Source organism: Enterobacter sp. UNJFSC 003, assembly GCF_036903355.1.
GTDB lineage: Bacteria > Pseudomonadota > Gammaproteobacteria > Enterobacterales > Enterobacteriaceae > Enterobacter.
This window is the reverse complement of sequence record NZ_JBAKHK010000010.1, coordinates 86,452-111,637: the sequence shown is the minus strand read 5'-3', so window position 1 is coordinate 111,637 and position 25,186 is coordinate 86,452. Positions and strand designations below refer to the sequence as shown.

Below are 25,186 nucleotides of genomic sequence, written 5' to 3'. Positions count from 1 at the left end.
GGTGCATCCGGGAGGATTCGAACCTCCGACCGCTCGGTTCGTAGCCGAGTACTCTATCCAGCTGAGCTACGGATGCAAAATGGCGGTGAGGCGGGGATTCGAACCCCGGATGCAGCTTTTGACCGCATACTCCCTTAGCAGGGGAGCGCCTTCAGCCTCTCGGCCACCTCACCACACAACGCCTCTTTCGAGTGCTTCGAGTAACTCGTTAAGAGCTTCTCGTCGCTGCGTGGCGCATATATTACTTTCTGGGACTTATAAGTCAAACAATTTTCCACAACCTTTTATCGTTTGCACAAATCACACGCAATTCGCATGTAAAAGCCGCAAAGAGGGTGTTTTATAAGCGGATTTTGCAGACATCTTCACAGAAAACTTGCGCGAGAAGCGTGGTGTCATGACGAGATAACGTTGGGGGAGTGGTTAAAAACAGAGCGATTGAAATCGAATGGTAACGTTAAGCAGGAAAAATAGCGGGAGGGGTTGCGTCTCGCCCGACAGCGAGACGCGATAATATCAGTAACTGGACTGCTGGGATTTTTCAGCCTGGATACGCTGGTAGATCTCTTCACGGTGGACAGATACTTCTTTAGGGGCGTTCACACCAATACGAACCTGGTTACCCTTTACCCCTAAAACTGTCACGGTGACCTCATCCCCAATCATGAGGGTCTCACCAACTCGACGAGTCAGAATCAGCATTCTTTGCTCCTTGAAAGATTAAAAGAGTCGGGTCTCTTGTATCCCGGCATTATCCATCATATAACGCCAAAAAGTAAGCGATGACAAACACGTAAAGTGTAAGCAGTCACGGCATCACATTCTGTTAAACGTAAGTTTAGCCGATATACACAAACTCAACCTGACTTTATCGTTATCGATAGCGCAGTGAACAAGACGCCATAACGAGGTCGTTACGGCGTCTGTTTGTGCTTTGTAGTTTTTACAGTTTCGCACTTACCCAGCTTTCAACGCTGGCCAATGCTGCAGGAAGTGCCGCCGCATCCGTACCACCAGCTTGCGCCATGTCCGGACGACCGCCACCTTTGCCGCCCACCTGCTGAGCGACCATACCAATCAATTCCCCTGCTTTAACGCGGTCGGTCACATCCTTAGAAACGCCCGCAATCAGAGAAACCTTACCGTCTGCCACTGTCGCCAGCACGATAACCGTTGAACCGAGTTGGTTCTTCAGATCGTCGACCATAGTACGCAGCATCTTAGGCTCAACACCGGCCAGATCGCTGACCAGAAGCTTAACACCCTTAATGTCTACCGCTTTGCTGGAGAGGTTTGCACTCTCCTGCGCTGCCGCCTGCTCTTTCAGCTGCTGCAGCTCTTTTTCCAGCTGGCGGGTACGATCCAGCGCAACACGCACTTTCTCGCCCAGGTTCTGGCTATCGCCTTTCAGCAACTGCGCGATATCGTGCAGTTGGTCGCTCTGCGCATGCAGGCTGGCAATCGCACCTTCACCGGTTACCGCTTCGATACGACGAACGCCTGCCGCCGTACCCGATTCAGAAACGATGCGGAACAGACCGATATCACCGGTGCGCGCGGCGTGAGTACCACCGCACAGTTCGGTAGAGAAGTCGCCCATGCTCAGTACGCGAACACGTTCGTCATATTTCTCACCAAACAGCGCCATTGCACCTTTCTTCTTCGCCGCCTCGAGATCCATGATATGGGTTTCGATTGGCAGGTTACGACGAATCTGGGCATTCACCAGATCTTCCACCGCACGAATTTCAGACGGCTTCATCGCTTCAAAATGAGAGAAGTCGAAACGCAGCACTTTGTCGTTAACCAGAGAACCTTTTTGTGCAACGTGGGTACCCAGCACGTCGCGCAGGGCAGCGTGCATCAGGTGCGTTGCAGAGTGGTTCAGACGGATACGCGCACGGCGCATTTCATCAACGTTAGCCTGAACCCCCTCACCCACCTTCAGAGAACCGGAAACCAGTTTGCCCTGGTGGCCGATCGCCTGACCATATTTCTGGGTATCGGTTACGCTGAAGCTGAAACCGTTACCTTTCAGTTCGCCTTTATCGCCAACCTGACCGCCTGATTCAGCATAGAACGGCGTTTTGTCCAGAATGACAACGGCATCCTGACCCGCGCTGATGCTGTCTACGGCTTTACCGTCAACAAACAGTGCGGTCACTTTACCGGTCAGTTCCAGGCTGTCGTAACCTTTAAATTCAGACGCTCCATCAACGCGGATCATCGCGTTATAGTCTGCGCCAAAACCGCTGGACTCACGCGCACGACGGCGCTGTTCTTCCATTGCGGCTTCAAAGCCAGCTTCGTCAACTTTGATATTACGCTCTCGGCAAACGTCTGCCGTCAGGTCAACCGGGAAGCCGTAGGTGTCGTACAGGCGGAAAGCGGTTTCGCCATCCAGCGTGTCGCCTTTAAGCTTAGACAGTTCGTCGTCCAGCAGCGCCAGACCACGCTCCAGCGTACGGGCAAACTGCTCTTCTTCCGTTTTCAGAACCTGCTCAACCTGCGCCTGCTGGCGTTTCAGCTCGTCGCCGGCTGCACCCATTACGCCAACCAGTGGCCCAACGAGTTTATAGAAGAAGGTATCTTTTGCGCCCAGCATGTTGCCATGGCGGATCGCGCGACGAATGATACGACGTAGCACGTAGCCACGGTTTTCATTCGACGGGATAACGCCATCGGCAATCAGGAATGCACAAGAACGAATATGGTCTGCGATAACGCGCAGAGATTTGTTGCTGAGATCGGTCGCACCGGTCACTTCAGCCACGGACTTGATCAGCGTGCTGAACAGGTCGATGTCATAGTTGGAGTTAACATGCTGCAGAACAGCCGCGATACGCTCCAGACCCATACCGGTATCAACAGACGGCTTCGGCAGCGGCTCCATCGTACCGTCAGCCTGACGGTTGAACTGCATAAAGACGATGTTCCAGATCTCAATGTAGCGATCGCCATCTTCTTCAGCGCTGCCCGGAGGACCGCCCCAAATATGGTCGCCGTGATCGTAAAAGATCTCGGTGCACGGACCGCAAGGGCCGGTGTCGCCCATCTGCCAGAAGTTGTCAGACGCATACGGTGCGCCTTTGTTATCACCGATGCGAATAATACGCTCGCGCGGGATGCCAACCTCTTTTTCCCAGATGTCGAATGCTTCGTCATCGGTTTCATACACGGTCACCCACAGACGCTCTTTCGGCAGGTTGAACCAGTTTTCACCGGTCAGCAGTTCCCATGCATATTGAATGGCGTCGTGTTTGAAATAGTCGCCGAAGCTGAAGTTACCCAGCATTTCGAAGAAGGTATGGTGGCGCGCGGTGTAACCGACGTTTTCCAGGTCATTATGTTTACCGCCCGCACGCACGCAACGCTGTGAGGTCGTGGCGCGGGAATAATTACGCTTGTCGAGACCAAGGAATACATCCTTGAACTGGTTCATCCCGGCGTTGGTAAACAGTAAAGTCGGATCGTTGTTCGGTACCAGGGAGCTGCTGGCAACAACCTGGTGTCCCTTACTATGGAAAAAGTCGAGAAACGCCTGACGGATCTCAGCGGTGCTCTTGCTCATAATTATCCTGAAATCAAGCTAACGAAATGTCGTAGCAAGTCCGTCTCTGCACACAGTTGGACAGACCAGCTACTGGAAAAAGTGGGAATAAGATAAGTTTTCTTTAGTGGGAAGTAAAATCCCGCATGCGTTCATTCGGCAAAATTACGCCAGATATCCTGAATATCTTCCATCAGAAAGCCGCGGTAGAGCAAAAAGCGCTGAATTTTGACTTTTTCTGAAAATTCACGCGGGAGCGGTTCTCCGTATTTACGCACAGCCTGATCTCTGGCGAGTTCGCACCAGTCTGTGTCACATTCACGCATCGCTTTCTCAATAGATTCACGCGCCACGCCTTTCTGATTCAGCTCCTGGCGGATACGTGCGGGACCGTATCCTTTACGGCCTCGGCTGGCGAGAAATCGGGCCGCAAAACGCTCATCATCCAGATAGTGGTGCTCGTAGCACCAGGCAATCACGCGGTCGTAATCTTCCGCAGTAGCATCTATCTCTTCTGGCCCATTTTTACTCATTATCGGCGCGGCGAGCTTACGTCGCAGCTCTTGCTCACTGTGGTCGCGCACGGCAAGGATGCGCACCGCCCGATCCAGTAAGCGTGAGTATGCCGGTCGACGTGATGTAGGTTCACTCATAAAAAACCTGCTGGTTCAGAAATGCAAAAAGGGCCGCATCAGCAGCCCTTCATCATTAAACGAGAGAATTAAAAGTCTTCGTTCGTTTCTTCAGCACTCGCGCTATCAACCGCGAAATCTGGTTTAGAGTCCTGGTTGTTCAGCAGAAGCTCACGCACTTTCTTCTCGATCTCTTTCGCCGCAGCCGGGTTCTCTTTCAGCCAGGAGATAGCATTCGCTTTACCCTGACCAATCTTATCGCCGTTGTAGCTATACCAGGCGCCCGCTTTTTCAATCAGCTTCTCTTTCACGCCCAGGTCAACCAGCTCGCCGTAGAAGTTAATGCCTTCACCGTAGAGGATCTGGAATTCTGCCTGTTTGAACGGTGCTGCGATTTTGTTCTTCACCACCTTCACGCGGGTTTCACTACCGACCACGTTTTCACCGTCTTTTACCGCACCGATACGGCGGATATCCAGACGCACAGAGGCGTAGAACTTCAGGGCGTTACCACCGGTTGTGGTTTCCGGGTTACCGAACATCACACCAATTTTCATACGGATCTGGTTGATGAAGATCAGCAGCGTATTGGACTGCTTCAGGTTACCGGCCAGCTTACGCATCGCCTGGCTCATCATACGTGCCGCGAGGCCCATGTGAGAGTCACCGATTTCGCCTTCGATTTCCGCTTTTGGCGTCAGCGCAGCAACGGAGTCGACCACGATAACGTCAACGGCACCGGAACGTGCGAGCGCGTCACAAATTTCGAGCGCCTGCTCACCGGTATCTGGCTGAGAACACAGCAGATTATCGATATCCACGCCCAGTTTACGAGCATAGACAGGGTCCAGCGCGTGCTCGGCATCGATAAACGCACAAGTTTTACCTTCGCGCTGTGCCGCAGCAACAACCTGCAGCGTCAGGGTGGTTTTACCGGAGGATTCAGGTCCGTAGATTTCTACGATACGGCCCATTGGCAAACCGCCAGCACCCAGTGCGATATCCAGAGAAAGCGAACCGGTGGAGATGGTTTCCACGTCCATGGAACGGTCTTCACCCAGGCGCATGATGGAGCCTTTACCGAATTGTTTTTCGATTTGGCCCAGTGCTGCCGCCAACGCTTTCTGTTTGTTTTCGTCGATAGCCATTATTACTCCTGTCATACAGCAAATACGTTTACGTATTTACCGGGGTGAATTCTGTTCTGTTGATGCAATTATACTGTATGGTCATACAGTATCAAGTGTTTTGTAGAAATTGTTGCCAGAGCGTTTTTAATGCATAAACGGTTGCCTGACGACGCACGCTTTCGCGGTCACCGCTAAAGCACTCCCTACGCGTAATGCCCTCGCCTTTTGACGTGGCAAAACCAAACCAGACGGTGCCAACAGGCTTAACGTCGCTGCCGCCGTCCGGCCCTGCAATGCCGCTGATGGAGAGGGCATAATCTGCCTGCGCTTCTTTCAACGCCCCAATGGCCATCTCGATGACCACCGGTTCGCTAACCGCACCGTGCTGTTCAAGCGTAGATTCGCGTACGCCAATCATCTGCGCCTTAGCTTCATTACTGTAGGTGACAAAGCCACGTTCAAACCAGGCGGAACTGCCTGCAATATCCGTGATCACTTTGGCAACCCAGCCGCCGGTACAGGACTCAGCGGTGGTAATCGTCGCCCCACGCTGCTTCAGCGCCAGCCCTACCACTTCGCTAAGCTGCATCAATTCATGGTCAGTCATTCTCGCTCCAGGCATCAGAAAAACATGCTGCACAAGATAGCACTTTCTCGTGAGATATGGGGATGAGGTTCAGGTTTTACGAGGGCGCTTCAGAAAAAGCCGATGCTGGCGCACCGGCTCGGGTAAAGGTTATTTCATGCTGTTCGCAAGCGTGTCCACGTTGTGGCGAAACGCCTTAACGTAGGTATCAGCTACCCCGCCTTTTGCCGACAGCGCTTCCGGATAAAGCGCTCCGCCCAACTGCGCGCCCGTGGCGCTGGCAATTTGTTTTACCAGACGCGGGTCGAGCTGGTTTTCCATAAACCAGGTCTTCACGCCGTCCGCTTTGATCTGATTAATGATCTCCGCCACCTGCGCTGCGCTGGCTTCGCTCTCTGACGAGAGCCCCTGCGGTGCCATAAAGGTCACGCCGTAGGCGCGGCTGAAATAGCCGAAGGCATCATGGCTGGTCAGCACGTTACGTTTTGCCCGAGGGATTTCGCTAAAGCGCGTTTTGGCCCAGCTATCCAACTGGGTGAGCTGGGCGATATAGGGTTTTCCTGAAGCCTCCAGCGCAGCTTTATCGTCAGGATCGGCCTTCACCAGCCCCGAGAGAATATTTTGCGCGTACAGTGCCCCGTTCGCCGCGCTGTTCCACGCGTGGGGATCGGTCACGGTTTTGCCCTCTTCCTCCAGCGTATGGGTCTTCACGCCGGTCGACGCCACCACCAGCTGCCCCTTAAACCCGGAGGCTTTTACCAGGCGGTCGAGCCAGCCCTCCAGCCCCAGGCCATTTACCACAACCACATCGGCTTTGCTCAGCACAGCGCTGTCTTTCGGTGAGGGTTCGAAGGTATGCGGATCGCCGTCCGGCCCCACCAGCGTGGTGACCTTCACATGTTCGCCCCCCACCTCCTGGGTGATATCTCCCAGTATTGAAAAACTTGTCACTACGTTGAGCGTTTTCGCCATTCCCCCCTGCGACATCATCCCAAGCGCAAGCGCCACGGCTACTCCGGTAAGTTTCATGATTTCCCCTTGCCTTAAAAAAGCGTACGCAGGCTGCCAGCCAGCCGGCTACGCGTGCCAAATAAAATGGAGATAAAGAACAGCGCGCTGGCGGTTAGCACGATAGATGGCCCGGCTGGCAGGCTGGCAGCCCAGGAGAGGCTTAGCCCCAGCCACGCGCAGAAAATTCCGCTGATACCTGCCGTTAATAACAAGCCGGGTAAAGTGCGTGCCCAGCAGCGTGCCGCCACGGCGGGCAACATCATCAGCCCCACGGCCATCAGCGTGCCGAGCACCTGAAAGCCAGCCACCAGGTTGAGCACCAGCAGCGCCAAAAACAGGCCGTGTAATGCACCGGGTAACCAACCGGCGTTGACCTGCAGCCAGGCGCTATCAAACGCCTCGGTCACCAGCCCGCGATAGAAAATCGCCAACGCGATCAGCGTGAAGATGCACACGCCCACCACAAACTTCGCCGCGTCGTTATCCACCGCAAGAATGGAGCCAAACAGCAGGTGCAGCAGATCGACATTTGAACCGCGCAGCGACACCAGCGTGACGCCTAGCGCCAGCGAGCCAAGATAGAACCCCGCAAAGCTGGCATCCTCTTTGAGCGGCGTGCGGCGGCTCACCAGACCGGCCACCAGCGCGACGGTAATGCCGGCAATAAATCCGCCGATGCTCATCGCCAAAAGCGACATTCCGCTAAGCAAGTACCCCACGGCAACGCCCGGTAAAATGGCGTGGGACAGCGCATCGCCCATCAGGCTCATTCGGCGCAGTTGCAGAAATACGCCCAGCGCCGTGGTACTCACGGATAACGCCAGGCAGACCACCAGCGCACGACGCATAAAACCGTAGTCGACAAAAGGTTGAAAGAAGGTATGCCAGATCATGACACCCTCACCCTCTCGGTTTTCCAGTGGGGGATGTCGGCATCCAGCCGTAACGTTTGCGGGAAGTGACGCGATACGCGTTCGCTATCATGCAGTACCGCCAGCAGGGTTTGACCCTGCATATACATCTCCATCATCAGAGCCATCAGCACGTTACAGGTCGCTTCATCAACGCCGGTAAAGGGTTCATCAAGCATCACCAGCGGGGCCTGTTGCACCAGCACGCGCGCAAAAAGCATGCGCTGAAACTGCCCGCCAGACAGTTCGTCAATGGTTGTTAGCGCCATTGACTCCAGCCCCACGCGCTCAAGCGCACGGGCAATGCGCAACCGCGTTTCACGACCAAAACCAGCAAAAAACGAAACATCCGGCCAGCAGCCCATGCTCACCACATCCTGCACGGTCAGCGGAAATTGCGCCTCCAGCGCGTGACGCTGCGCCAGCCAGCCCATCACCGGACGCTTCCCCTGCCAGCGAAAATGCCCGCTCACAGGAGGGATAAACCCGGCGAGCGTTTTCAGTAGCGTGGACTTCCCGCAGCCGTTCGCTCCGATAATGGCGGTCATGCTTCCGCGTTCAATTATTCCGGATAAAGGGCGCGTAACGGGCTGGCGATCGTAACCTGCCGTCAGTTCGCTCAATATCATCATGGCAGCGCCACCGCCCAGCGCGTCGCCAGGCCGATACACGCAATAAGCACCAGGGCCAGCAGCAGCCGGATAAGTGCGGACAGGGAGAAAAGAGAAGTAGACATCTTGATACCGATATTTATGTTATAACATAACAATAACGAAAGGTAATGAAGATGTAAATGGAAGCGGTAAAAAGGGAGTGTGGCGAAATGTTTCTGGTTCCATGCCAGGCAACGCCCGACATGGAACCAGCATATTACTGACTAAACGGCGAGGCCGCAGGCACGCGCGCTTGCGAAACCGCAAGACCCAGTTGCCATACCGCCATTGCATAGTGGGTACTGTGGTTATAGCGGGTGATGGTGTAGAAGTTCGGCATACCGAACCAGTACTGATAGCCCGTCCCGACGTCCAGGCGCAGCAGACTCACCTGATCAACATTGCCCAGCGGCTGGGTCGGCGTTAAGCCTGCGGCCATTAACTGCGCAACGCTGTATTTGGTTTTAAAGCCGTTTTCCAGACCGAATGCTTCGCCGTTCGCCTGCACGGCAACTTGGCCGCCCGGCGTCCAGCCGTGCGCTTTGAAGTAGTTCGCCACGCTGCCAATCGCATCTACCGGATCCCACAGGTTGATATGACCATCACCGTTAAAGTCGACGGCATACTGCTTATAGGACGACGGCATAAACTGACCGTACCCCATTGCACCGGCAAACGAACCTTTAAGATCCAGCGGGTCATCCTGCTCATTGCGCGCCATCAGCAGGAAGGTTTCCAGCTCGGACGAGAAATACTCGGCGCGGCGCGGGTAATTAAAGGAGAGCGTGGCCAGCGCATCGAGGATGCGGGTTTTGCCCATTACGCGGCCCCAGCGGGTCTCGACGCCAATAATCCCGACGATGATTTCCGGCGGCACGCCGTACACCTGCCACGCACGGTTAAGCGCATCTTCATATTGATTCCAGAACGCCACGCCATTTTGCACGTTGTCCGGGGTAATGAACTGTTTGCGATAGCGCAGCCACGCGCCGTTTGGCCCGGTCGGCACCTGCGCCGTCGGCGCCTGCCTGTCCATCAGGCGCAGCACGTAGTCCAGACGTTTCGCCTGCGATAAAATTTCATGCAGCTGCTGGCGGTCAAAGCCGTGTTTGCTCACCATTTTGTCGATGAACTGCTCGGCAGCCGGGTTATTCGCGAAGTCGCCCCCCATTTGCATCATATTATGCTGCGGCTCCAGCAAGAACCCTCCGGAAGGCGCGCCAGCCGTTTGTTGAGCGGCTTCAGTCTTCGGTTTGCTACTACAGGCGGACAGCAGAATAAGCGCAGGTAACAGCGCTGCATAACGACGCTTGAACATGGGACATCCATTTAACGGTTCGATAAGAACCCATTATGGTAAAGCATCCTCAACACCTCAAGGAAGTGCTACACGCCTCCCCCGCCAAATCTTTACGCACCGCAACGCAAATCTGCGCTTTTTTCGCCCGTAAAATGCGTGCCATCTCGATTAACTTTCAAAATAATCTATTTTTCTTTCACTTTGAGATCTAATTAACACTTTAAAACCTTTCAAAGTGATTATTATTAATCGCGGTTATACAAAAACAAAAATCCTGAGGAGGGAAGAATGATAGAAACCATCACCCACGGCGCCGAGTGGTTCATCGGGCTGTTTCAGAAAGGCGGAGAAGTATTCACCGGCATGGTGACCGGGATCCTGCCCCTGCTGATCAGCCTGCTCGTTATCATGAACGCGCTGATCAACTTTATCGGCCAGCACCGTATTGAACGCTTCGCCCAGCGCTGTGCGGGTAATCCGATCTCCCGTTATCTGGTCCTGCCCTGCATCGGCACCTTCGTGTTCTGCAACCCGATGACCTTGAGCCTCGGCCGCTTTATGCCAGAGAAATACAAGCCGAGCTACTACGCCGCGGCCTCTTACAGTTGCCATTCGATGAACGGCCTGTTCCCGCATATCAACCCCGGGGAGCTGTTCGTGTATCTCGGCATTGCCAGCGGCCTGACCACGCTTGGTCTGCCGCTCGGCCCGCTCGCCGTAAGCTATCTGCTGGTTGGCCTGGTCACCAACTTCTTCCGCGGCTGGGTGACGGACCTCACCACCGCCATTTTTGAGAAAAAAATGGGCATCCAGCTTGAGCAAAAAGTCCATCTTTCAGGAGCCACAGCATGAGCCGGATTCGGATTGTAAAAGGGACAGGCGGCTGGGGTGGCCCGCTGGAGCTCGACGCCACTGAAGGTAAAAAAATCGTCTATATCACCGCGGGCACACGCCCGGCGATTGTCGACAGGCTGCGCGAGCTCACCGGCTGGGAAGCCGTAGATGGTTTTAAAGAGGGCGAGCCGCCGGAAGCAGAGATCGGCGTGGCGGTGATCGACTGCGGTGGCACCCTGCGCTGCGGTATCTACCCGAAGCGGCGTATTCCCACGGTGAATATTCACTCCACCGGAAAATCTGGCCCGCTGGCGCAGTACATCCTTGAAGATATTTATGTGTCGGGGGTGAAGGAGGACAACATTACTCTGGTGAATGGCACTCCCGCGCCGCAAAAAGCCGCACCGCGCGAGTACGACACCAGCAAGAAGATCACCGAGCAGAGCGACGGGCTACTGGCAAAGGTCGGGATGGGCATGGGTTCCGCCGTGGCGGTGCTGTTCCAGTCCGGGCGCGACACCATCGACACGGTGCTGAAAACCATCCTGCCGTTTATGGCGTTCGTCTCGGCGCTGATCGGCATCATCATGGCTTCCGGCCTCGGCGACTGGATTGCCCACGGCCTTGCCCCGCTCGCCAGCCACCCGCTTGGGCTGGTGACCCTGGCGCTGATCTGCTCCTTCCCGCTGCTGTCGCCGTTCCTCGGCCCGGGCGCGGTCATTGCGCAGGTGATCGGCGTACTGATTGGCGTGCAGATTGGCCTTGGCAACATTCCTCCACACCTCGCCCTGCCCGCCCTGTTTGCCATTAACGCCCAGGCGGCATGCGACTTTATTCCCGTTGGCTTATCGCTTGCCGAAGCGCGTCAGGACACCGTCCGCGTGGGCGTGCCGTCCGTTCTGGTCAGCCGCTTCCTGACGGGCGCACCGACGGTGCTGATTGCCTGGTTTGTCTCCGGCTTTATTTATCAATAAGAGGTTCCCGCGATGAGCGTGATTTACCAGACCACCATTACCCGCATCGGCCAGAGCGCGGCCGACGCCCTCAGCGACCAGATGCTGATCACCTTCCGCGAGGGCGCACCGGCGGATATCGAAGAGTTTTGTTTTATCCACTGTCACGGCGAGCTGCACGGTGAGCTCAAGGCCGGAAGCCATCTGGAGCTGGGTGAAAGGCGCTATGCCGTCACCGCCGTTGGCGACGTAGCCGAGCAAAACCTGCGCGAGCTGGGCCACATCACCCTGCGTTTTGACGGCCAGCCGCAGGCGGAATATCCCGGCACGGTTCATGTGGACGGCCCGGTTCCGCAGGCTGTTATCCCAGGCTGCACGTTAAAATTTGTTGCGTAATTTAAGGAGAGAGATATGAGTCAGGTTGCCGTTGTCATTGGTGGAGGACAAACCTTAGGGGAGTTCCTCTGCCGTGGGCTTGCCGCAGAAGGTTACCGCGTGGCGGTTGTCGATATTCAGAGTGAAAAAGCGGCCCGCGTGGCGGACGCCATCAACACCGAGTTTGGCGAAGGGATGGCGTGGGGGTTTGGCGCCGATGCCACCAGCGAACAGAGCGTGATGGCGCTCGCCCGCGGCGTGGATGAGATTTTTGGCCGTACCGACCTGCTGGTCTACAGTGCGGGGATTGCGAAAGCGGCGTTTATCAGCGACTTCGCGCTGGGAGATTTCGACCGCTCCCTGCAGGTGAATCTGGTGGGCTATTTCCTCTGCGCGCGCGAATTTTCCCGCCTGATGATCCGCGACGGCATTCAGGGGCGCATCATTCAGATCAACTCGAAATCGGGCAAAGTGGGCAGCAAACACAACTCCGGCTACAGCGCGGCGAAGTTTGGCGGCGTGGGGCTAACGCAGTCACTGGCGCTGGATCTGGCCGAATACGGTATTACGGTTCACTCGCTGATGCTGGGCAACCTGTTGAAATCACCGATGTTCCAGTCCTTACTGCCGCAGTACGCCACCAAGCTCGGCATTAATGCCGACGAAGTGGAGCAGTATTACATCGACAAGGTGCCGTTGAAGCGCGGATGCGACTATCAGGACGTGCTGAACATGCTGCTGTTTTATGCCAGCCCGAAGGCCTCTTACTGCACGGGGCAGTCGATTAACGTCACCGGCGGGCAGGTCATGTTCTGATCGATCCGTTTCCTGACCCTCTCCCCAACGGGGAGAGGGAACACAACAAGGAGCCATCATGGTCACTGCATTCATCATCGTTGCCGCCATCGCCTGGATCTGCCAGATGGCATTTGGCGGCTGGCAAATTCATCAGTTTAACCGCGCGTTCGATGCCCTGTGCCAGAAAGGCCGCGTGGGCGTCGGGCGTTCCGGCGGACGCTTTAAACCGCGGGTGGTGGTCGCGATTGCGCTGGATGAAAACAACCGCGTTTGCGATTCGCTCATCATGCGCGGCATAACGGTATTTGCTCGTCCGACGAAAATCCAGGCGATTAACGGCATTTCGCTGCAGGAATTACAGCCTGATGTGATCTTTCCCCATGATTCACTCTGTCAGAATGCACTATCATTAGCGCTTAATCTGAAACATGGATAATTTCGTTGTGAACGCTATAAGCTTGCGAAATTATCATTTCGCAACCTAAGGAACGAAGCGCCTATGAAACCACGTCAGCGGCAGGCGGCCATTCTTGAGTATCTGCAAAAGCAGGGAAAATGCTCGGTAGAAGATTTGGCCCACTACTTTGACACCACCGGCACGACAATACGCAAGGACCTGGTATTGCTCGAAAATTCTGGCGCAGTCATTCGAACCTACGGCGGCGTGGTGCTTAACAAAGACGAAGCCGACCCGCCGATCGATCATAAAACGCTGATTAACACGCATCAGAAAGCACTGATTGCCGAATCCGCGGTGAAATTCATCCATGACGGCGACTCCATCATTCTGGATGCGGGCAGCACCGTCCTGCAGATGATCCCGCTGCTCAGCCGATTTAACAACATCACGGTGATGACTAACAGCCTGCACATCGTTAATGCCCTCTCAGAGTTCGACAGCGAACAAACCATTCTGATGCCTGGCGGCACCTTCCGTAAAAAATCGGCGTCATTTCACGGCCAGCTGGCGGAGAACGCTTTTGAACACTTCAGCTTTGATAAACTCTTTATGGGCACGGATGGTATCGATCTGAACGCTGGCGTGACGACCTTCAACGAGGTGTTCAGCGTCAGCAAGGCCATGTGTAACGCCGCGCGGGAAGTGATCCTGATGGCTGATTCATCGAAATTTGGCCGTAAAAGCCCCAATATTGTCTGTAGCCTTGAAAGCGTTGATACGCTGATTACCGACGCAGGCATCGACCCGGCGTTCAAAAAAGCGCTGGAAGACAAAGGCATCGACGTGATCGTAACCGGAGAGAGAGATGAGTGATTTTCTGTTAAATGCAGCGCGACAGACCTTGATGCTGGAACTGCAGGAAGCGAGCCGCCTGCCGGAACGTCTGGGCGATGATTTTGTTCGCGCGGCGAACACCATTATCCAGTGCGAGGGCAAAGTGATTGTGGCCGGGATCGGTAAATCCGGTCATATTGGCAAGAAGATTGCCGCCACGCTTGCCAGCACCGGGACGCCCGCTTTCTTCGTGCATCCGGCAGAAGCGCTGCACGGCGATCTGGGGATGATCGAAAGCCGCGACGTAATGCTGTTTATCTCCTACTCCGGTTCTGCGAAGGAGCTGGATTTAATTGTTCCGCGACTGCAGGAAAAGTCGGTCGCTCTGCTGGCGATGACCGGGAAGTCCCGCTCACCCCTGGCGCTGGCCGCCAAAGCGGTGCTGGATATTTCCGTTGAACGTGAAGCCTGCCCAATGCACCTCGCCCCCACCTCCAGCACCGTTAACACGCTGATGATGGGCGACGCGCTGGCGATGGCGGTGATGCAGGCGCGCGGCTTTAACGAAGAAGATTTCGCCCGTTCGCATCCGGCCGGAGCGCTTGGGGCACGTCTGCTCAATAAGGTTCACCACCTGATGCGAACTGACGATGCCATTCCGCAGGTCAAACTCGATACCAGCGTCATGGACGCGATGCTGGAGCTCAGCCGCACCGGCCTGGGCCTGGTGGCGGTTTGCGACAGCGACGGCTTCGTGAAGGGCGTCTTTACCGACGGCGACCTGCGCCGCTGGCTGGTGGGCGGCGGCAAGCTGGAAGCGCGGGTTTTAGAAGCGATGACCCAGGGCGGGCTGACGCTGAACGCCGAGAGCCGCGCCATTGAGGCCAAAGAGGTATTGATGAAGCGTAAAATCACCGCCGCCCCGGTGGTGGATGAAAACGGCACCCTTTGCGGTGCCATCAACCTGCAGGATTTCTACCAGGCAGGCATTATTTAACCCTTCAAACCCAGACGCTTCGCCAGCCTGTGCAGGTTGGCGACGTCCATCTCTAGCGCCCGCGCACACGCCGCCCAGCTGCGGTTGTTATGCTCCAGCGCGCGGATAATCATTTGGCGCTGGAACGCTTCCGTCGCCTCGCGCAGGTTCTCATTCGCGATTTCATGCACAGCCGGAGTCATGGCCGGTGCGGTGTCCTCGTGCAGCGCAAAATGGCCCGCGTAGATCACCACGTCATCGCCTGAACGCGCTGCTCTCGCCAGCACCACTGCACGGTGGATCGCATGTTCCAGTTCACGCACGTTGCCCGGCCAGCCGTAGCTCAGCAGATGACTTCGCGCCCCCGGGCTGAGCACCACGCGGGACAACCCCATTCTAAGCCGACACTGCTCGCAGAAATAACCCGCCAGCAGCACCACGTCTTCCCCACGCTCACGCAGCGGCGGAACGGAAAGCGGGAACACGCTCAGGCGGTGGAACAGGTCGGCGCGGAAGTCCCCGGCCAGCACCGCTTCACGCAAATCACGGTTGGTCGCCGCCAGCACGCGCACGTCAACCCTCAGGCTGCGATCATCCCCTACGCGCTGAATGTCGCCGTACTGCAAAACGCGCAGCAGCTTGGCCTGCAGCGAGAGCGACAGTTCGCCAATTTCATCGAGGAACAGCGTGCCGTTATCGGCCATTTCGAACTTTCCGCTGCGGTTGCTGATCGCCCCGGTAAATGCCCCTTTGACGTGACCAAACAGCTCGCTTTCCGCCACGCTTTCCGGCAGCGCCGCGCAGTTGAGGTACACCAGCGGATTCACCGCGCGCGGCGAGGCTTCGTGAATAGATTTCGCCACCAGCTCTTTGCCGGTGCCCGTTTCCCCGAAGATCAGCACGTTCAAATCCGAGGCCGCCACGATATCGATCTCTTTTTTAAGCTGCTCCATGCCCGGAGACAGCCCAATCATCTCGGTGTGCGTCACCTGTTCAAATGCCGCCGGGCTACCGGGAAGAATGTTCTGGCTCTCCAGCTGTTCAATCAGCAGGGCGTTGTTGAGCGCACCGGCGGCCAGGGCAGCAATCAGCCGCAGCTCTTCGTCACTGAAGGTATCGAACTGATCCGGCGACATGCCGTCGAGGGTAAGTGCGCCAATCAAATTTTGCCCGGCAAACAGCGGCAAGCCAATGCAGGCGTGAACCTTCAGGCTCTCCTGTCCCGGGATCAGGCCGTCATAGGGATCCGGCAAATCGCTGTCCGCCGGAAACCGCACCACATCTCCCGCGCGGGCAATGGTCTCCAGGCGCGGATGACCTTCCAGCGTAAAACGACGCCCCAGTACGTCCTGCGCCAGCCCGTCGATCGCGAGCGGAATAAACTGTCGTCCTTCGTAGCGCAGCAGCGCGGACGCATCGCATTGCAGAACGTGGCGCAGCGTGGAGATCAGCCGCTGAAAACGATCCTGATGACCGATACCGGTCTGTAACTCAATGGCGATATTCGCCAGCACGTCCACGGAAAAGCTCATGTGTACCTCGCTGTCATTTTGACAACGTATATTGTCATATTGACATTAATTAAAATAGTCATAATGACTAACCAATAAGGGCTATGGAAATAAAAAACTATTAAAAACAATGCATTAAATAGTTGGCACGCAACTTGATATAGCTAAACCATCTTATTTGTAAACGCCGTATTATATTGAGGTTGCTATGTCTATTCTGGTTAAAAATAATATCCATTGGGTTGGCCAACGTGACTGGGAAGTCCGTGATTTCCACGGGACGGAATACAAAACGCTGCGCGGCAGCAGCTACAACAGCTATCTCATTCGTGAAGGTAAAAACGTGCTGATCGACACCGTCGATCACAAATTCAGCCGCGAGTTCGTGCAGAACCTGCGCAGCGAAATCGATCTGGATGCTATCGACTACATTATCATCAACCACGCGGAAGAAGACCACGCCGGGGCCCTGACCGAGCTGATGTCTTACATTCCGAATACCCCAATCTACTGCACCACCAACGCTATCGACTCCATCAACGGGCACCACCACCATCCGGAGTGGAATTTCCACACCGTGAAAACCGGCGACGCGCTGGATATCGGTAACGGCAAACAGCTGATCTTCGTTGAAACCCCGATGCTGCACTGGCCGGACAGCATGATGACCTACATGACCGGCGATGCGGTGCTGTTCAGCAACGACGCCTTCGGCCAGCACTACTGCGACGAACGCCTGTTCAATGACGAAGTGGATCAGGCCGAGCTGTTCGAGCAGTGCCAGCGCTACTACGCCAATATTCTCACCCCGTTCAGCCGTCTGGTGACGCCAAAAATCACCGAGATCCTCGGCTTCAACCTGCCGGTAGAGATGATCGCCACCTCTCACGGCGTGGTGTGGCGTGAGAATCCGACCCAGATCGTTGAGCTGTATCTGAAATGGGCGGCGGATTATCAGGAAGATCGCATCACGATTTTCTACGACACCATGTCCAACAACACCCGCATGATGGCTGACGCCATTGCCCAGGGCATCAACGAGGTGGATCCGAACGTGGCGGTGAAGATCTTCAACGTGGCGCGCAGCGACAAAAACGACGTCCTCACCAACGTCTTCCGCTCTAAGGGCGTGCTGGTGGGCACCTCCACCATGAACAACGTAATGATGCCGAAAATTGCGGGTCTTGTGGAGGAGATGACCGGGCTGCGTTTTCGTAACAAACGCGCCAGCGCCTTTGGCTCCCACGGCTGGAGCGGCGGTGCGGTTGACCGTCTCTCTACCCGCCTACAGGATGCCGGTTTTGAGATGTCCATGAGCCTGAAAGCCAAATGGCGTCCGGACGTGGATGCGCTGGAAATCTGCCGTCAGCACGGCCGTGATATCGCACGTCAGTGGGCGCTTGCTCCGCTGCCGGATGTGACCGCAAAATCCGCGGAACAGCCAACCGCCTGTGCCACCTCCCCGTCAGCCGATCTTGGCCCCCGCATGCAGTGCAGCGTCTGCCAGTGGATCTACGACCCAGAGCTGGGCGAGCCGCTGCAGGACGTGGCTCCGGGTACGCCGTGGGGTGACGTGCCGGACAACTTCCTCTGCCCGGAGTGCTCTCTCGGTAAAGACGTCTTTGACGAACTGGGTACGGAGGCAAAATGAACCACGGCATCGTCATCATCGGCTCGGGCTTTGCCGCCCGCCAGCTGGTGAAAAATATCCGCAAACAGGATGCTAACGTGCCGTTGACGGTGATCGCCGCCGACAGCATGGATGAGTACAACAAGCCTGATTTAAGCCACGTCATCAGCCAGAATCAGCGCGCTGAAGATCTCACCCGCCAGACGGCGGGCGAGTTCGCCGAGCAGTACAATCTGCGCCTGTTTCCGCACACCTGGGTCACCGATATCGACGCCGCCGCCCGCGTGGTGAAAGCGAATGAGAAAAGCTGGCAGTACGACAAGCTGGTGCTGGCGACGGGAGCCTCTGCGTTTGTGCCATCGGTTCAGGGCCGCGAGCTAATGGTCACGCTGAACAGCCAGCGGGAGTACCAGGCCTGCGAAACCCTGCTGCGCGACGCGCAGAGGGTGATGATTGTTGGCGGCGGTCTGATTGGCACCGAGCTGGCGATGGATTTCTGCCGCGCGGGCAAAGCCGTCACCCTGGTCGACCACGCGGCAAGTATTTTGTCGGCGCTGATGCCCGCAGAAGTCAGCAGTCGATTACAGCATCGACTGACCGATATGGGCGTGCACCTGCTGCTGAAATCTCAGCTACAAAGCCTGAGCAAAACGGAAAACGGCACACGCGCTACGCTCGACCGCCATCGTCATGTTGACGTGGACGTGGTGGTGGCTGCCACGGGGCTGCGCCCGGAAATCGCCCTGGCGCAGCGCGCCGGCGCGGAAGTAAACCGCGGCGTAAAGGTCGACAGTTATCTGCAAACCACGCAGCCGGATATTTATGCCCTGGGCGATTGCGCCGAAATCAACGGTCAGGTTCTGCCGTTCCTGCAGCCCATCCAGCTAAGCGCCCTGTATCTGGCGAAAAATCTGCTCGGCGATAGTGCAGCGCTGAAGTTACCGGCAATGCTGGTGAAGGTGAAAACGCCTGAATTACCGCTGCACCTGGCAGGCGAAACCCAGCGTCAGGATTTGAACTGGCAGATTACCATTGAACCGCAGGGCATGGTGGCGCGGGGGTCAGATACTGACGGTCAGGTACGCGCCTTTGTGGTCAGCGAAGACCGGATGAAGGAGGCGTTTGCCCTGCTGAAATCGCTGCCCGCTTAAACCTTATTCTTTTCCGCCCCTTACTTAACCTTAGGATGTTATTGTCCGCAGCCCCGATGTCCCGGGGCTTTTTTATATCCAACGCGTAAATACGGAACACCTGAAAAACATCAACCTGTTTTCCCTCCTGATATCGGTGCACTCTGCTAAGGTATTCATCAGCCGGAGATACCCCATGGCAACGTTCAGCAAAGAACTCCACTATCTTTCCCTGTACTTCAAACGCGCCCGTGAAGCGGAACCGGTTTTATTTCGCTGGCTTTACCTTAGCCCTGAGGCGCGGATCGAACGGCTGCGCGAATTGATGATGCCGGTGAGCAAGGCCAAGCGATAAACATTGCCCGTAAAAAACCGGAACACTTCATCTATTCTGGCCTTATTTATTCCGCAAAAAGACTTACACTCATACCCTCTTCTCTCGTGACGGGTATCCTGCCATGCGCCAGCTTCAGAAAGTCCGCCAGTATCAACGGCTTTATCAGCACTACGGCGCAGAGCCTAAACCCACCACCATTGCTGAAGTTGCCGAGGTGGCGCTGTGCAGTGAGCGACACGCGCGCACCCTACTGCGCCAGCTTGGGGACAGCGGATGGCTCAGCTGGAACGCGCAGCCGGGGCGCGGGCACCGTGCTACCCTGCACTGCATGGCAACCACCAGCGAACTTAGCGCGCCGCTGATGCGCGCGTGTCTGGAGAAAGGAGATTACCAGAGCGCTCTGCAGCTGGCCGACGGCGATCCGGCCAGCCTGCATCACATCATTGCTCCGTTTTTGGGTGGGAAATGGCTCAAGCATCAGCCCACGCTGCGCATTCCCTGGTATCGACCGCTAACGTCCCTGCAGCCAGCGCTTCAGCGTCGTCGCGCAGAGCAGCATATTATCTGTGCGGTACACGCGGGGCTGACGCGCTATGCCCCAGGCCACCCGCAGCCGGTGCCCGATTTAGCCCATCACTGGGACGTGAGCGACGACACGCGATGTTGGCGCTTTTACCTGCGCAGCGGCGCACACTGGCACAATGGGCAGGCCATCAGCGATGAAGATATCCTCAGCGCACTGCAGCAGGCGCTGGCCGATCCTGCGCGCAATGTCGGGCTAAAGCATGTTAGTCATGCCTCGCTTTCCGCCCCCTGGTGTCTGGAGATTAGGCTGAACGCGCCCGACGCGATGTTGGCGCACCGCTTTGCACACCACGCCTGTCGGCTGCCTCATCCACAGCAGCTGAACATTGGTGCCGGACCTTTCGCTATCGCCCATCACCATTCGCACTATTTGCGGCTGGAACGTCAGCCCTGGTACTTCGCCGCGCATCCGCTGCTGCACGCCATTGAGTTCTGGCGCACCCAAACCGAAGCGCAAAAACCCGCGTGGATCACCGTCGGAAAGGGGCACAACGCGCAGGAAGCGGCGAGTTCGACCAGCGGCGGATTCGCGTGGCTAATGATGAATGCCCATTTAGCTCAACCACTGGCCGCCTGGCTGCGTCAGGAAATTCAGGCGATCAACCACCATGTTGGTCACCGGGATGATGTCGATACCCGTACCGAAATACTGCCCGGCCTTACGGCACCCTCGTTTCCACATGCCGCAGAAGCGCCACTTCCTGCGGCACTTTCGCTTGTCTGCTATCACACGCCGGTGCTGTGCGACATTGCACGCACGCTGCAGGCTCGCTTGAAAAAACGCGGCTGCGAATTAACCGTATCCTTTAAAGATCGCGAAGCGTGGCACGCGACTGGCGCGCTGGTTGAGGCTGATTTATTGCTGGGTGACTATCTGTCGGGCGAGTTTCCGGTGTTCGCGCTGGCAGAGTGGTTCACCCACGAACCGGCGTGGGCGACTGCACTGGGCGAGTCTGTCTGGCAGAAAGAGAAGCAGAGGCTAATGGGATATGGCGAGAGCGAAGAGAGCCTAAATCGTCTTCTGCCCGCGTTCTTCGGCAATCTGCTCGAAAGCGGCGCGTGTACGCCGCTGTTTCACTACCGCTATCGCATTAACGCCATGGAAAACGTGCAGGGGATTGTTTTGACGGCTGCCGGCTGGCTCGACTTCACTCGCGCCTGGCTACCGCCCGCTCAGGAGCGCACGACCAGCGCGTCGTAGCCGCGCCAGCGATAGTTGACCATTGAGATCAGCCAGCAGGCGATAAACAGCCCAACCACCACGAATCCCGCGTTGCCCAGGTTGTCATTCACCGCGCCAATCAGGTCCCAGAGACCGCCGCTGAGTCCGAACTTATCCACCAGCAGCCCCAGTGCTTCCAGCCCGCCGATAAACAGCGCGACGACTACCGAGGTACCGGTGATGGTCATGTTGTAGTAGAGCTTGCGCTGCGGCTTGTTGAACGCCCAGCCGTACGCCCCAACCATCAGCAAATTGTCGAGGGTATCGACCAGCGCCATGCCGCTGGCGAAGAGAGCCGGGAAGATCATGATTGACCACACTGACATACCGTTTGACGCGCTGGCGGCAGAGATCCCCAGCACGCCAATTTCGGTGGCGGTATCAAAACCGAGGCCAAACAGGAAGCCGACCAGATACATCTGCCAGCTTTTATTGACCAGGCGGAAGGTCGCGCCAAACAGCCAGTTCATCACCCCGCCCTGAGCAGGCAGCGTAAGGTCATCCCGGGTGACCTTGCCGTTTTTCAGCGCCTGAAAATTGCGCCAGACACCGCGCAGAATCACCATATTGACCAGCGCCATCGCCAGCAGGAAGGTTGCGGAAACGGCGGTGCCAATCAGGCTGCCGGTTTCATGGAACCATGCCATGTTTTTCTGAAATGCCGTCGCCGTCGCGGCAATGGCAATAGAGGCCAGCACCACAATGGTAGAGTGCCCCAGCGAGAACCACGCCCCCACGCCGGACGGGCGTTTGCCCTGCTGCATCATCTTACGCGTGACGGTATCAATCGCGGCAATGTGGTCAGCATCCACCGCATGACGCAGCCCGTAGCACCAGGCGAGCAGGCTGGCAGCCATCAGCGCCGTGCTGCCGCTGAACGTGCTCCATGCCCATCCCCAGGCCAGAAGATTGGCCATTACCAGAGCCAGCAGCAGAAGCGCTGCGCGAGGTTCATTGCGTAAGAGTCGTAACATTTTAAGTCCTTTGTGAACATGACCGGGCGGCAGCAACGACCGCCTGCCCGAAGGAGATAGCCCCGTCACCTGCAGGCAGATGATGGGGAAAAAGAAGCGTTAAGTCAGAGAGGTAGTGGCGAAGACGCGCACGCAGCAGGCGGTTGTGCAGCACGCCACCGCTGAAACAGACGGTGGAAAGCCTTAGCCGCCGGGCATGGAATCGGGCTAAATCCGCGACCCCTTTTGCCAGCGCATCATGGAATGCCCACGCGCGATCGCGGGGTTCCGCCCGCCAGGTCAGCCACTGCTGCCAGAAGAGGGTCAGGTTTTCCACCGACAGCGTGACCGGGTGGTCGACGCCGGGACACTGCGCGGCTAATGCCTCCAGCCTGCAGGCGGCCTCGCCCTCGTAGCGCTGCGATTCAAGACCGAGCGCGCAGGCCACCGCATCAAACAATCGTCCGCACGATGACGCTTTTGGCGCGTTAATGCCTCGCTGAATAGCTGTCGCCAGGCGCGGCCAGTGTTGCGCTTGTACGGCGCGGGTTTCGGGGTACTGTTGCCAGTCAGGCACAAACGCCAGGCAGTGGGCGAGCAAATTGCGCCACGGCTGTAAGGCCGCCAGATCGCCCCCCGGCAGCGCCACCGCAGGCAGGCCGCCAAGACGTTGGCACTCACGATAGCTCACCCGCAGACACTCCCCGCCCCACAGTTCCCCCTCCTCCCCCATGCCGATCCCATCCAGCGTCAGGGCAATCACATCCCCGCCGTCGAGCGGCCAGCCGTTTTCGGCCAGGCATGCCGCCGCATGCGCGTGGTGATGCAGCACGGTTTCAACGGGTAATGCCTGCTCTTGCGCCCACTGACGGGCGTGATAGCCCGGATGGGCATCACACACTACGCGCTCTGCCTTAAACGCGTAGATGTCCTGCATCACCGACAGCCCGGCGCGCCACTGCCCTTCAACGCCCTCATCGCTGAGATCGCCAAAATGCTGGCTGAGCACCGCCTGACTGCCGCGCACCAGACAAAAGGTATTTTTCATCTCCGCACCGGTGCACAGCATGGCGGGAACAGTGTGAAAACCTGCGGGCAACGTGATGGCATCCGGCACAAAACCCCGCGCCCGACGCAGCATTACGCCATCCCGATCTAATACCGAATCATCCATCCGCTGCAGGATCTCACGGTTATGCAGAAGAATGCCGTCGGCTATCTCTCCCAGCTCATCCAGCGCCTGCTGATTAGTGATGGCAGGCGGCCTGCCGCTGAGGTTGCCGGAGGTCATCACCAGCGGGCGCTGGCAGTCCGCGATCAGCAGATGCTGTAGCGGGTTCGCCGGAAGCATCACCCCAACGGCATCCAGACCCGGCGCAATCTCGTCAGGGAACGCGGGCAGCCAGGCTTTTGGCGTAAGCACAATCGGCGCGGCGGGCGAACAGAGCAGCCTTTGAACCGTTTCCGGCAAGCCCGTCGCCTGCGGGATCATGACCGCCAGCGGCTTCGCAGGACGCTGCTTCCGTGCCCGGAGCGTTGCCACCGCCTGCGGATTACGCGCGTCGCAGGCAAGGTGAAAACCGCCCAGACCTTTGATCGCGACAATTCCGCCGTTGACGAGCATCGCAACCGCCGCATTCAGGGCTTGCTCGCGCGTGGCGCGTTCATGACCCGCCCGCCACTCAAGCTCGGGCCCGCAGTCTGGACAGGCCACCGGCTGGGCGTGAAAGCGCCGATCGGCAGGATTGCGATACTCGGTTTCACACGGCGTGCAGAGGGGGAATGCCGCCATTGACGTGGCGGGTCGGTCATACGGCATGGCGCGGATAATCGTAAAGCGCGGACCGCAGTGGGTGCAGTTGATAAACGGGTAGCGGTAACGGCGTTCGCGGGGATCGCGCATTTCCGCCACGCATGCCGGACAGGTGGCGGCATCCGGGACAATCTGCGTGTCCATCGCCCCGCCCGCGCTGCGGCGAATGGTGAAGCGATCGGGCACAGTTGCCCAGCTGAATGGCTGCGCGTCAATATCGTCAATACGCGCCAGCGGTGGGCAGTCCTGGCGCAGCCTCGCGGTGAAATGCCCCCCATTACCCGCAAGGCGCACCAGCACGCCCTCTCCGTCATTGCAGACGTCACCCGTCAGCTGAAGCTGATGCGCCAGCTGCCAGATGAAGGGACGAAACCCGACGCCCTGCACTTTGCCGCGCACCCGCAGCTGTATGCCGTTACTGCTCATTACGCGTTAAAACAGCAGTGACGATGTGGTATCGAATGCCGCGCGACGGCGCTTTTCGGCGCTCATCTGTTCGAGCTTGTCGCGATCCACGCAGACCAGCGCATGCGTTGGACAGGCTTCCATACAGGCCGGGCCGGCTTCACGGTGGTAGCAAAGATCGCATTTGTTGGCTTCGGCTTTATCCGCGCGCACGTTCAGCCCCATGCCGCTGTTGCGCACCACCGGACGGACGACGACCTCCATCGCGCCATACGGGCAGGCCACTACGCAGGTTTTGCACCCGATGCAACGCTCCTGCATCACGTGGACAAACCCTTTCTCGCGCTTGATGGCGCCGTTCGGGCAGACGTTGGCGCACGGTGCGTCTTCGCACTGACGACAAATCGCGGCGGTAGAAATGTTCACGCCCTTGATCACGTGAATACGCGGCAGGAAGGATGCCGGCGTCAGGGAGGCACAATCCTGCTCGGTCTGGTGGGATACAACGCATGCAACTTCACAGGTACGGCAGCCAATACACTTACTGGCATCGGCCATCATAAAACGGTTCATCTGCTTCTCCAGCATTACAGTCATGCGCGGAGCTATACATAAACCGTGCCAATAATTAACACGTTGATTTATTGAGGTTTTAAT

24 protein-coding genes and 2 tRNA genes are annotated in these 25,186 nt (G+C 57.2%); 11 read left to right on the top strand and 15 right to left on the bottom strand.

Annotated features, from left to right (window positions below):
- Positions 1-2: 2 nt before the first annotated feature.
- From V5P19_RS19015 to mltB, 11 genes are all read right to left on the bottom strand, one after another.
- A tRNA-Arg gene (locus V5P19_RS19015) sits at positions 3-76 on the bottom strand.
- 4 nt (positions 77-80) lie between these two features.
- Positions 81-173 (bottom strand) — tRNA-Ser (locus V5P19_RS19010).
- Between the two features lie 343 nt (positions 174-516).
- On the bottom strand, positions 517-702 hold the full coding sequence (csrA, locus tag V5P19_RS19005; protein WP_000906486.1) for a carbon storage regulator CsrA: 186 nt from the start codon (positions 700-702) through the stop codon (positions 517-519).
- A 241-nt stretch (positions 703-943) separates the two neighbouring features.
- Positions 944-3,571: an alanine--tRNA ligase gene (alaS, locus tag V5P19_RS19000; RefSeq protein WP_334406414.1), complete on the bottom strand. Its 2,628-nt coding sequence runs from the start codon at positions 3,569-3,571 to the stop codon at positions 944-946.
- A gap of 131 nt (positions 3,572-3,702) precedes the next feature.
- Entirely contained in the window at positions 3,703-4,203 is a 501-nt protein-coding gene (gene recX / locus V5P19_RS18995; protein WP_334406412.1) for a recombination regulator RecX, read from the bottom strand.
- Positions 4,204-4,271: 68 nt separating this feature from the next.
- A complete protein-coding gene (recA, locus tag V5P19_RS18990) occupies positions 4,272-5,330 on the bottom strand; it encodes a recombinase RecA (RefSeq protein ID WP_334406411.1) in 1,059 nt (352 codons plus the stop codon).
- A gap of 91 nt (positions 5,331-5,421) precedes the next feature.
- On the bottom strand, positions 5,422-5,919 hold the full coding sequence (gene pncC, locus V5P19_RS18985) for a nicotinamide-nucleotide amidase (RefSeq protein ID WP_334406409.1): 498 nt from the start codon (positions 5,917-5,919) through the stop codon (positions 5,422-5,424).
- Between the two features lie 129 nt (positions 5,920-6,048).
- On the bottom strand, positions 6,049-6,927 hold the full coding sequence (locus tag V5P19_RS18980; protein WP_334406407.1) for a metal ABC transporter substrate-binding protein: 879 nt from the start codon (positions 6,925-6,927) through the stop codon (positions 6,049-6,051).
- 14 nt (positions 6,928-6,941) lie between these two features.
- Positions 6,942-7,802: a metal ABC transporter permease gene (locus tag V5P19_RS18975; protein WP_334406405.1), complete on the bottom strand. Its 861-nt coding sequence runs from the start codon at positions 7,800-7,802 to the stop codon at positions 6,942-6,944.
- On the bottom strand, positions 7,799-8,452 hold the full coding sequence (locus tag V5P19_RS18970; protein ID WP_334406403.1) for an ATP-binding cassette domain-containing protein: 654 nt from the start codon (positions 8,450-8,452) through the stop codon (positions 7,799-7,801). The genes V5P19_RS18975 and V5P19_RS18970 overlap by 4 nt, the downstream gene beginning before the upstream one ends.
- Positions 8,453-8,690: 238 nt before the next feature.
- Positions 8,691-9,791 carry a lytic murein transglycosylase B gene (mltB, locus tag V5P19_RS18965; protein WP_334406401.1) on the bottom strand — a complete coding sequence of 367 codons (1,101 nt, stop codon included), beginning with the start codon at positions 9,789-9,791 and terminating at the stop codon, positions 8,691-8,693.
- A gap of 270 nt (positions 9,792-10,061) precedes the next feature.
- On the opposite strand from mltB, the gene srlA reads away from it, so the two are divergent.
- The 7 genes from srlA (at position 10,062) to gutQ (ending at position 14,964) form a co-directional block, all read left to right on the top strand.
- Entirely contained in the window at positions 10,062-10,625 is a 564-nt protein-coding gene (gene srlA, locus V5P19_RS18960; protein ID WP_334406399.1) for a PTS glucitol/sorbitol transporter subunit IIC, read from the top strand.
- Entirely contained in the window at positions 10,622-11,581 is a 960-nt protein-coding gene (locus V5P19_RS18955) for a PTS glucitol/sorbitol transporter subunit IIB (protein WP_334406397.1), read from the top strand. Before srlA ends, V5P19_RS18955 begins: the two co-directional genes overlap by 4 nt.
- A 12-nt stretch (positions 11,582-11,593) precedes the next feature.
- Positions 11,594-11,956 (top strand): PTS glucitol/sorbitol transporter subunit IIA, encoded by a 363-nt coding sequence (srlB, locus tag V5P19_RS18950; RefSeq protein ID WP_334406396.1) that lies wholly within the window; start codon positions 11,594-11,596, stop codon positions 11,954-11,956.
- A gap of 15 nt (positions 11,957-11,971) precedes the next feature.
- Positions 11,972-12,751, top strand: a complete 780-nt coding sequence (gene srlD / locus V5P19_RS18945) for a sorbitol-6-phosphate dehydrogenase (RefSeq protein ID WP_334406395.1) — start codon at positions 11,972-11,974, stop codon at positions 12,749-12,751.
- 58 nt (positions 12,752-12,809) lie between these two features.
- Positions 12,810-13,169, top strand: coding sequence for a transcriptional regulator GutM (gene gutM, locus V5P19_RS18940; protein ID WP_334406393.1), 360 nt, complete (start codon positions 12,810-12,812; stop codon positions 13,167-13,169).
- A 63-nt stretch (positions 13,170-13,232) separates the two neighbouring features.
- The gene (locus V5P19_RS18935) at positions 13,233-14,006 is read left to right on the top strand and encodes a DNA-binding transcriptional repressor (RefSeq protein WP_334406391.1); all 774 of its coding nucleotides are present in this window, start codon (positions 13,233-13,235) and stop codon (positions 14,004-14,006) included.
- Entirely contained in the window at positions 13,999-14,964 is a 966-nt protein-coding gene (gene gutQ, locus V5P19_RS18930; protein ID WP_334406389.1) for an arabinose-5-phosphate isomerase GutQ, read from the top strand. Before V5P19_RS18935 ends, gutQ begins: the two co-directional genes overlap by 8 nt.
- On the opposite strand, the gene norR is transcribed toward gutQ, so the two are convergent.
- The gene (gene norR, locus V5P19_RS18925) at positions 14,961-16,475 is read right to left on the bottom strand and encodes a nitric oxide reductase transcriptional regulator NorR (RefSeq protein ID WP_334406387.1); all 1,515 of its coding nucleotides are present in this window, start codon (positions 16,473-16,475) and stop codon (positions 14,961-14,963) included. The two genes, gutQ and norR, sit on opposite strands and share 4 nt — an antisense overlap.
- A 187-nt stretch (positions 16,476-16,662) precedes the next feature.
- Here norR and norV point away from each other — a divergent pair, with 187 nt between their 5' ends.
- The 4 genes from norV (at position 16,663) to V5P19_RS18905 (ending at position 21,337) form a co-directional block, all read left to right on the top strand.
- A complete protein-coding gene (gene norV / locus V5P19_RS18920; RefSeq protein WP_334406385.1) occupies positions 16,663-18,105 on the top strand; it encodes an anaerobic nitric oxide reductase flavorubredoxin in 1,443 nt (480 codons plus the stop codon).
- Entirely contained in the window at positions 18,102-19,235 is a 1,134-nt protein-coding gene (norW, locus tag V5P19_RS18915; protein ID WP_334406383.1) for an NADH:flavorubredoxin reductase NorW, read from the top strand. The genes norV and norW overlap by 4 nt, the downstream gene beginning before the upstream one ends.
- A gap of 175 nt (positions 19,236-19,410) precedes the next feature.
- Positions 19,411-19,569, top strand: coding sequence for a hypothetical protein (locus V5P19_RS18910; protein ID WP_334406381.1), 159 nt, complete (start codon positions 19,411-19,413; stop codon positions 19,567-19,569).
- A gap of 103 nt (positions 19,570-19,672) precedes the next feature.
- Positions 19,673-21,337, top strand: coding sequence for an SgrR family transcriptional regulator (locus V5P19_RS18905; RefSeq protein ID WP_334406379.1), 1,665 nt, complete (start codon positions 19,673-19,675; stop codon positions 21,335-21,337).
- On the opposite strand, the gene V5P19_RS18900 is transcribed toward V5P19_RS18905, so the two are convergent.
- From V5P19_RS18900 to hydN, 3 genes are read right to left on the bottom strand one after another with little or no spacing between them, the layout of a single operon-like run.
- Entirely contained in the window at positions 21,310-22,332 is a 1,023-nt protein-coding gene (locus V5P19_RS18900; RefSeq protein ID WP_334406377.1) for a HoxN/HupN/NixA family nickel/cobalt transporter, read from the bottom strand. The two genes, V5P19_RS18905 and V5P19_RS18900, sit on opposite strands and share 28 nt — an antisense overlap.
- Before the next feature lies 1 nt (position 22,333).
- Complete coding sequence (hypF, locus tag V5P19_RS18895) at positions 22,334-24,550, bottom strand: carbamoyltransferase HypF (RefSeq protein ID WP_334406375.1); 2,217 nt, start codon at positions 24,548-24,550, stop codon at positions 22,334-22,336.
- A 6-nt stretch (positions 24,551-24,556) separates the two neighbouring features.
- Complete coding sequence (gene hydN / locus V5P19_RS18890) at positions 24,557-25,102, bottom strand: electron transport protein HydN (RefSeq protein ID WP_334406373.1); 546 nt, start codon at positions 25,100-25,102, stop codon at positions 24,557-24,559.
- Positions 25,103-25,186 lie beyond the last annotated feature (84 nt).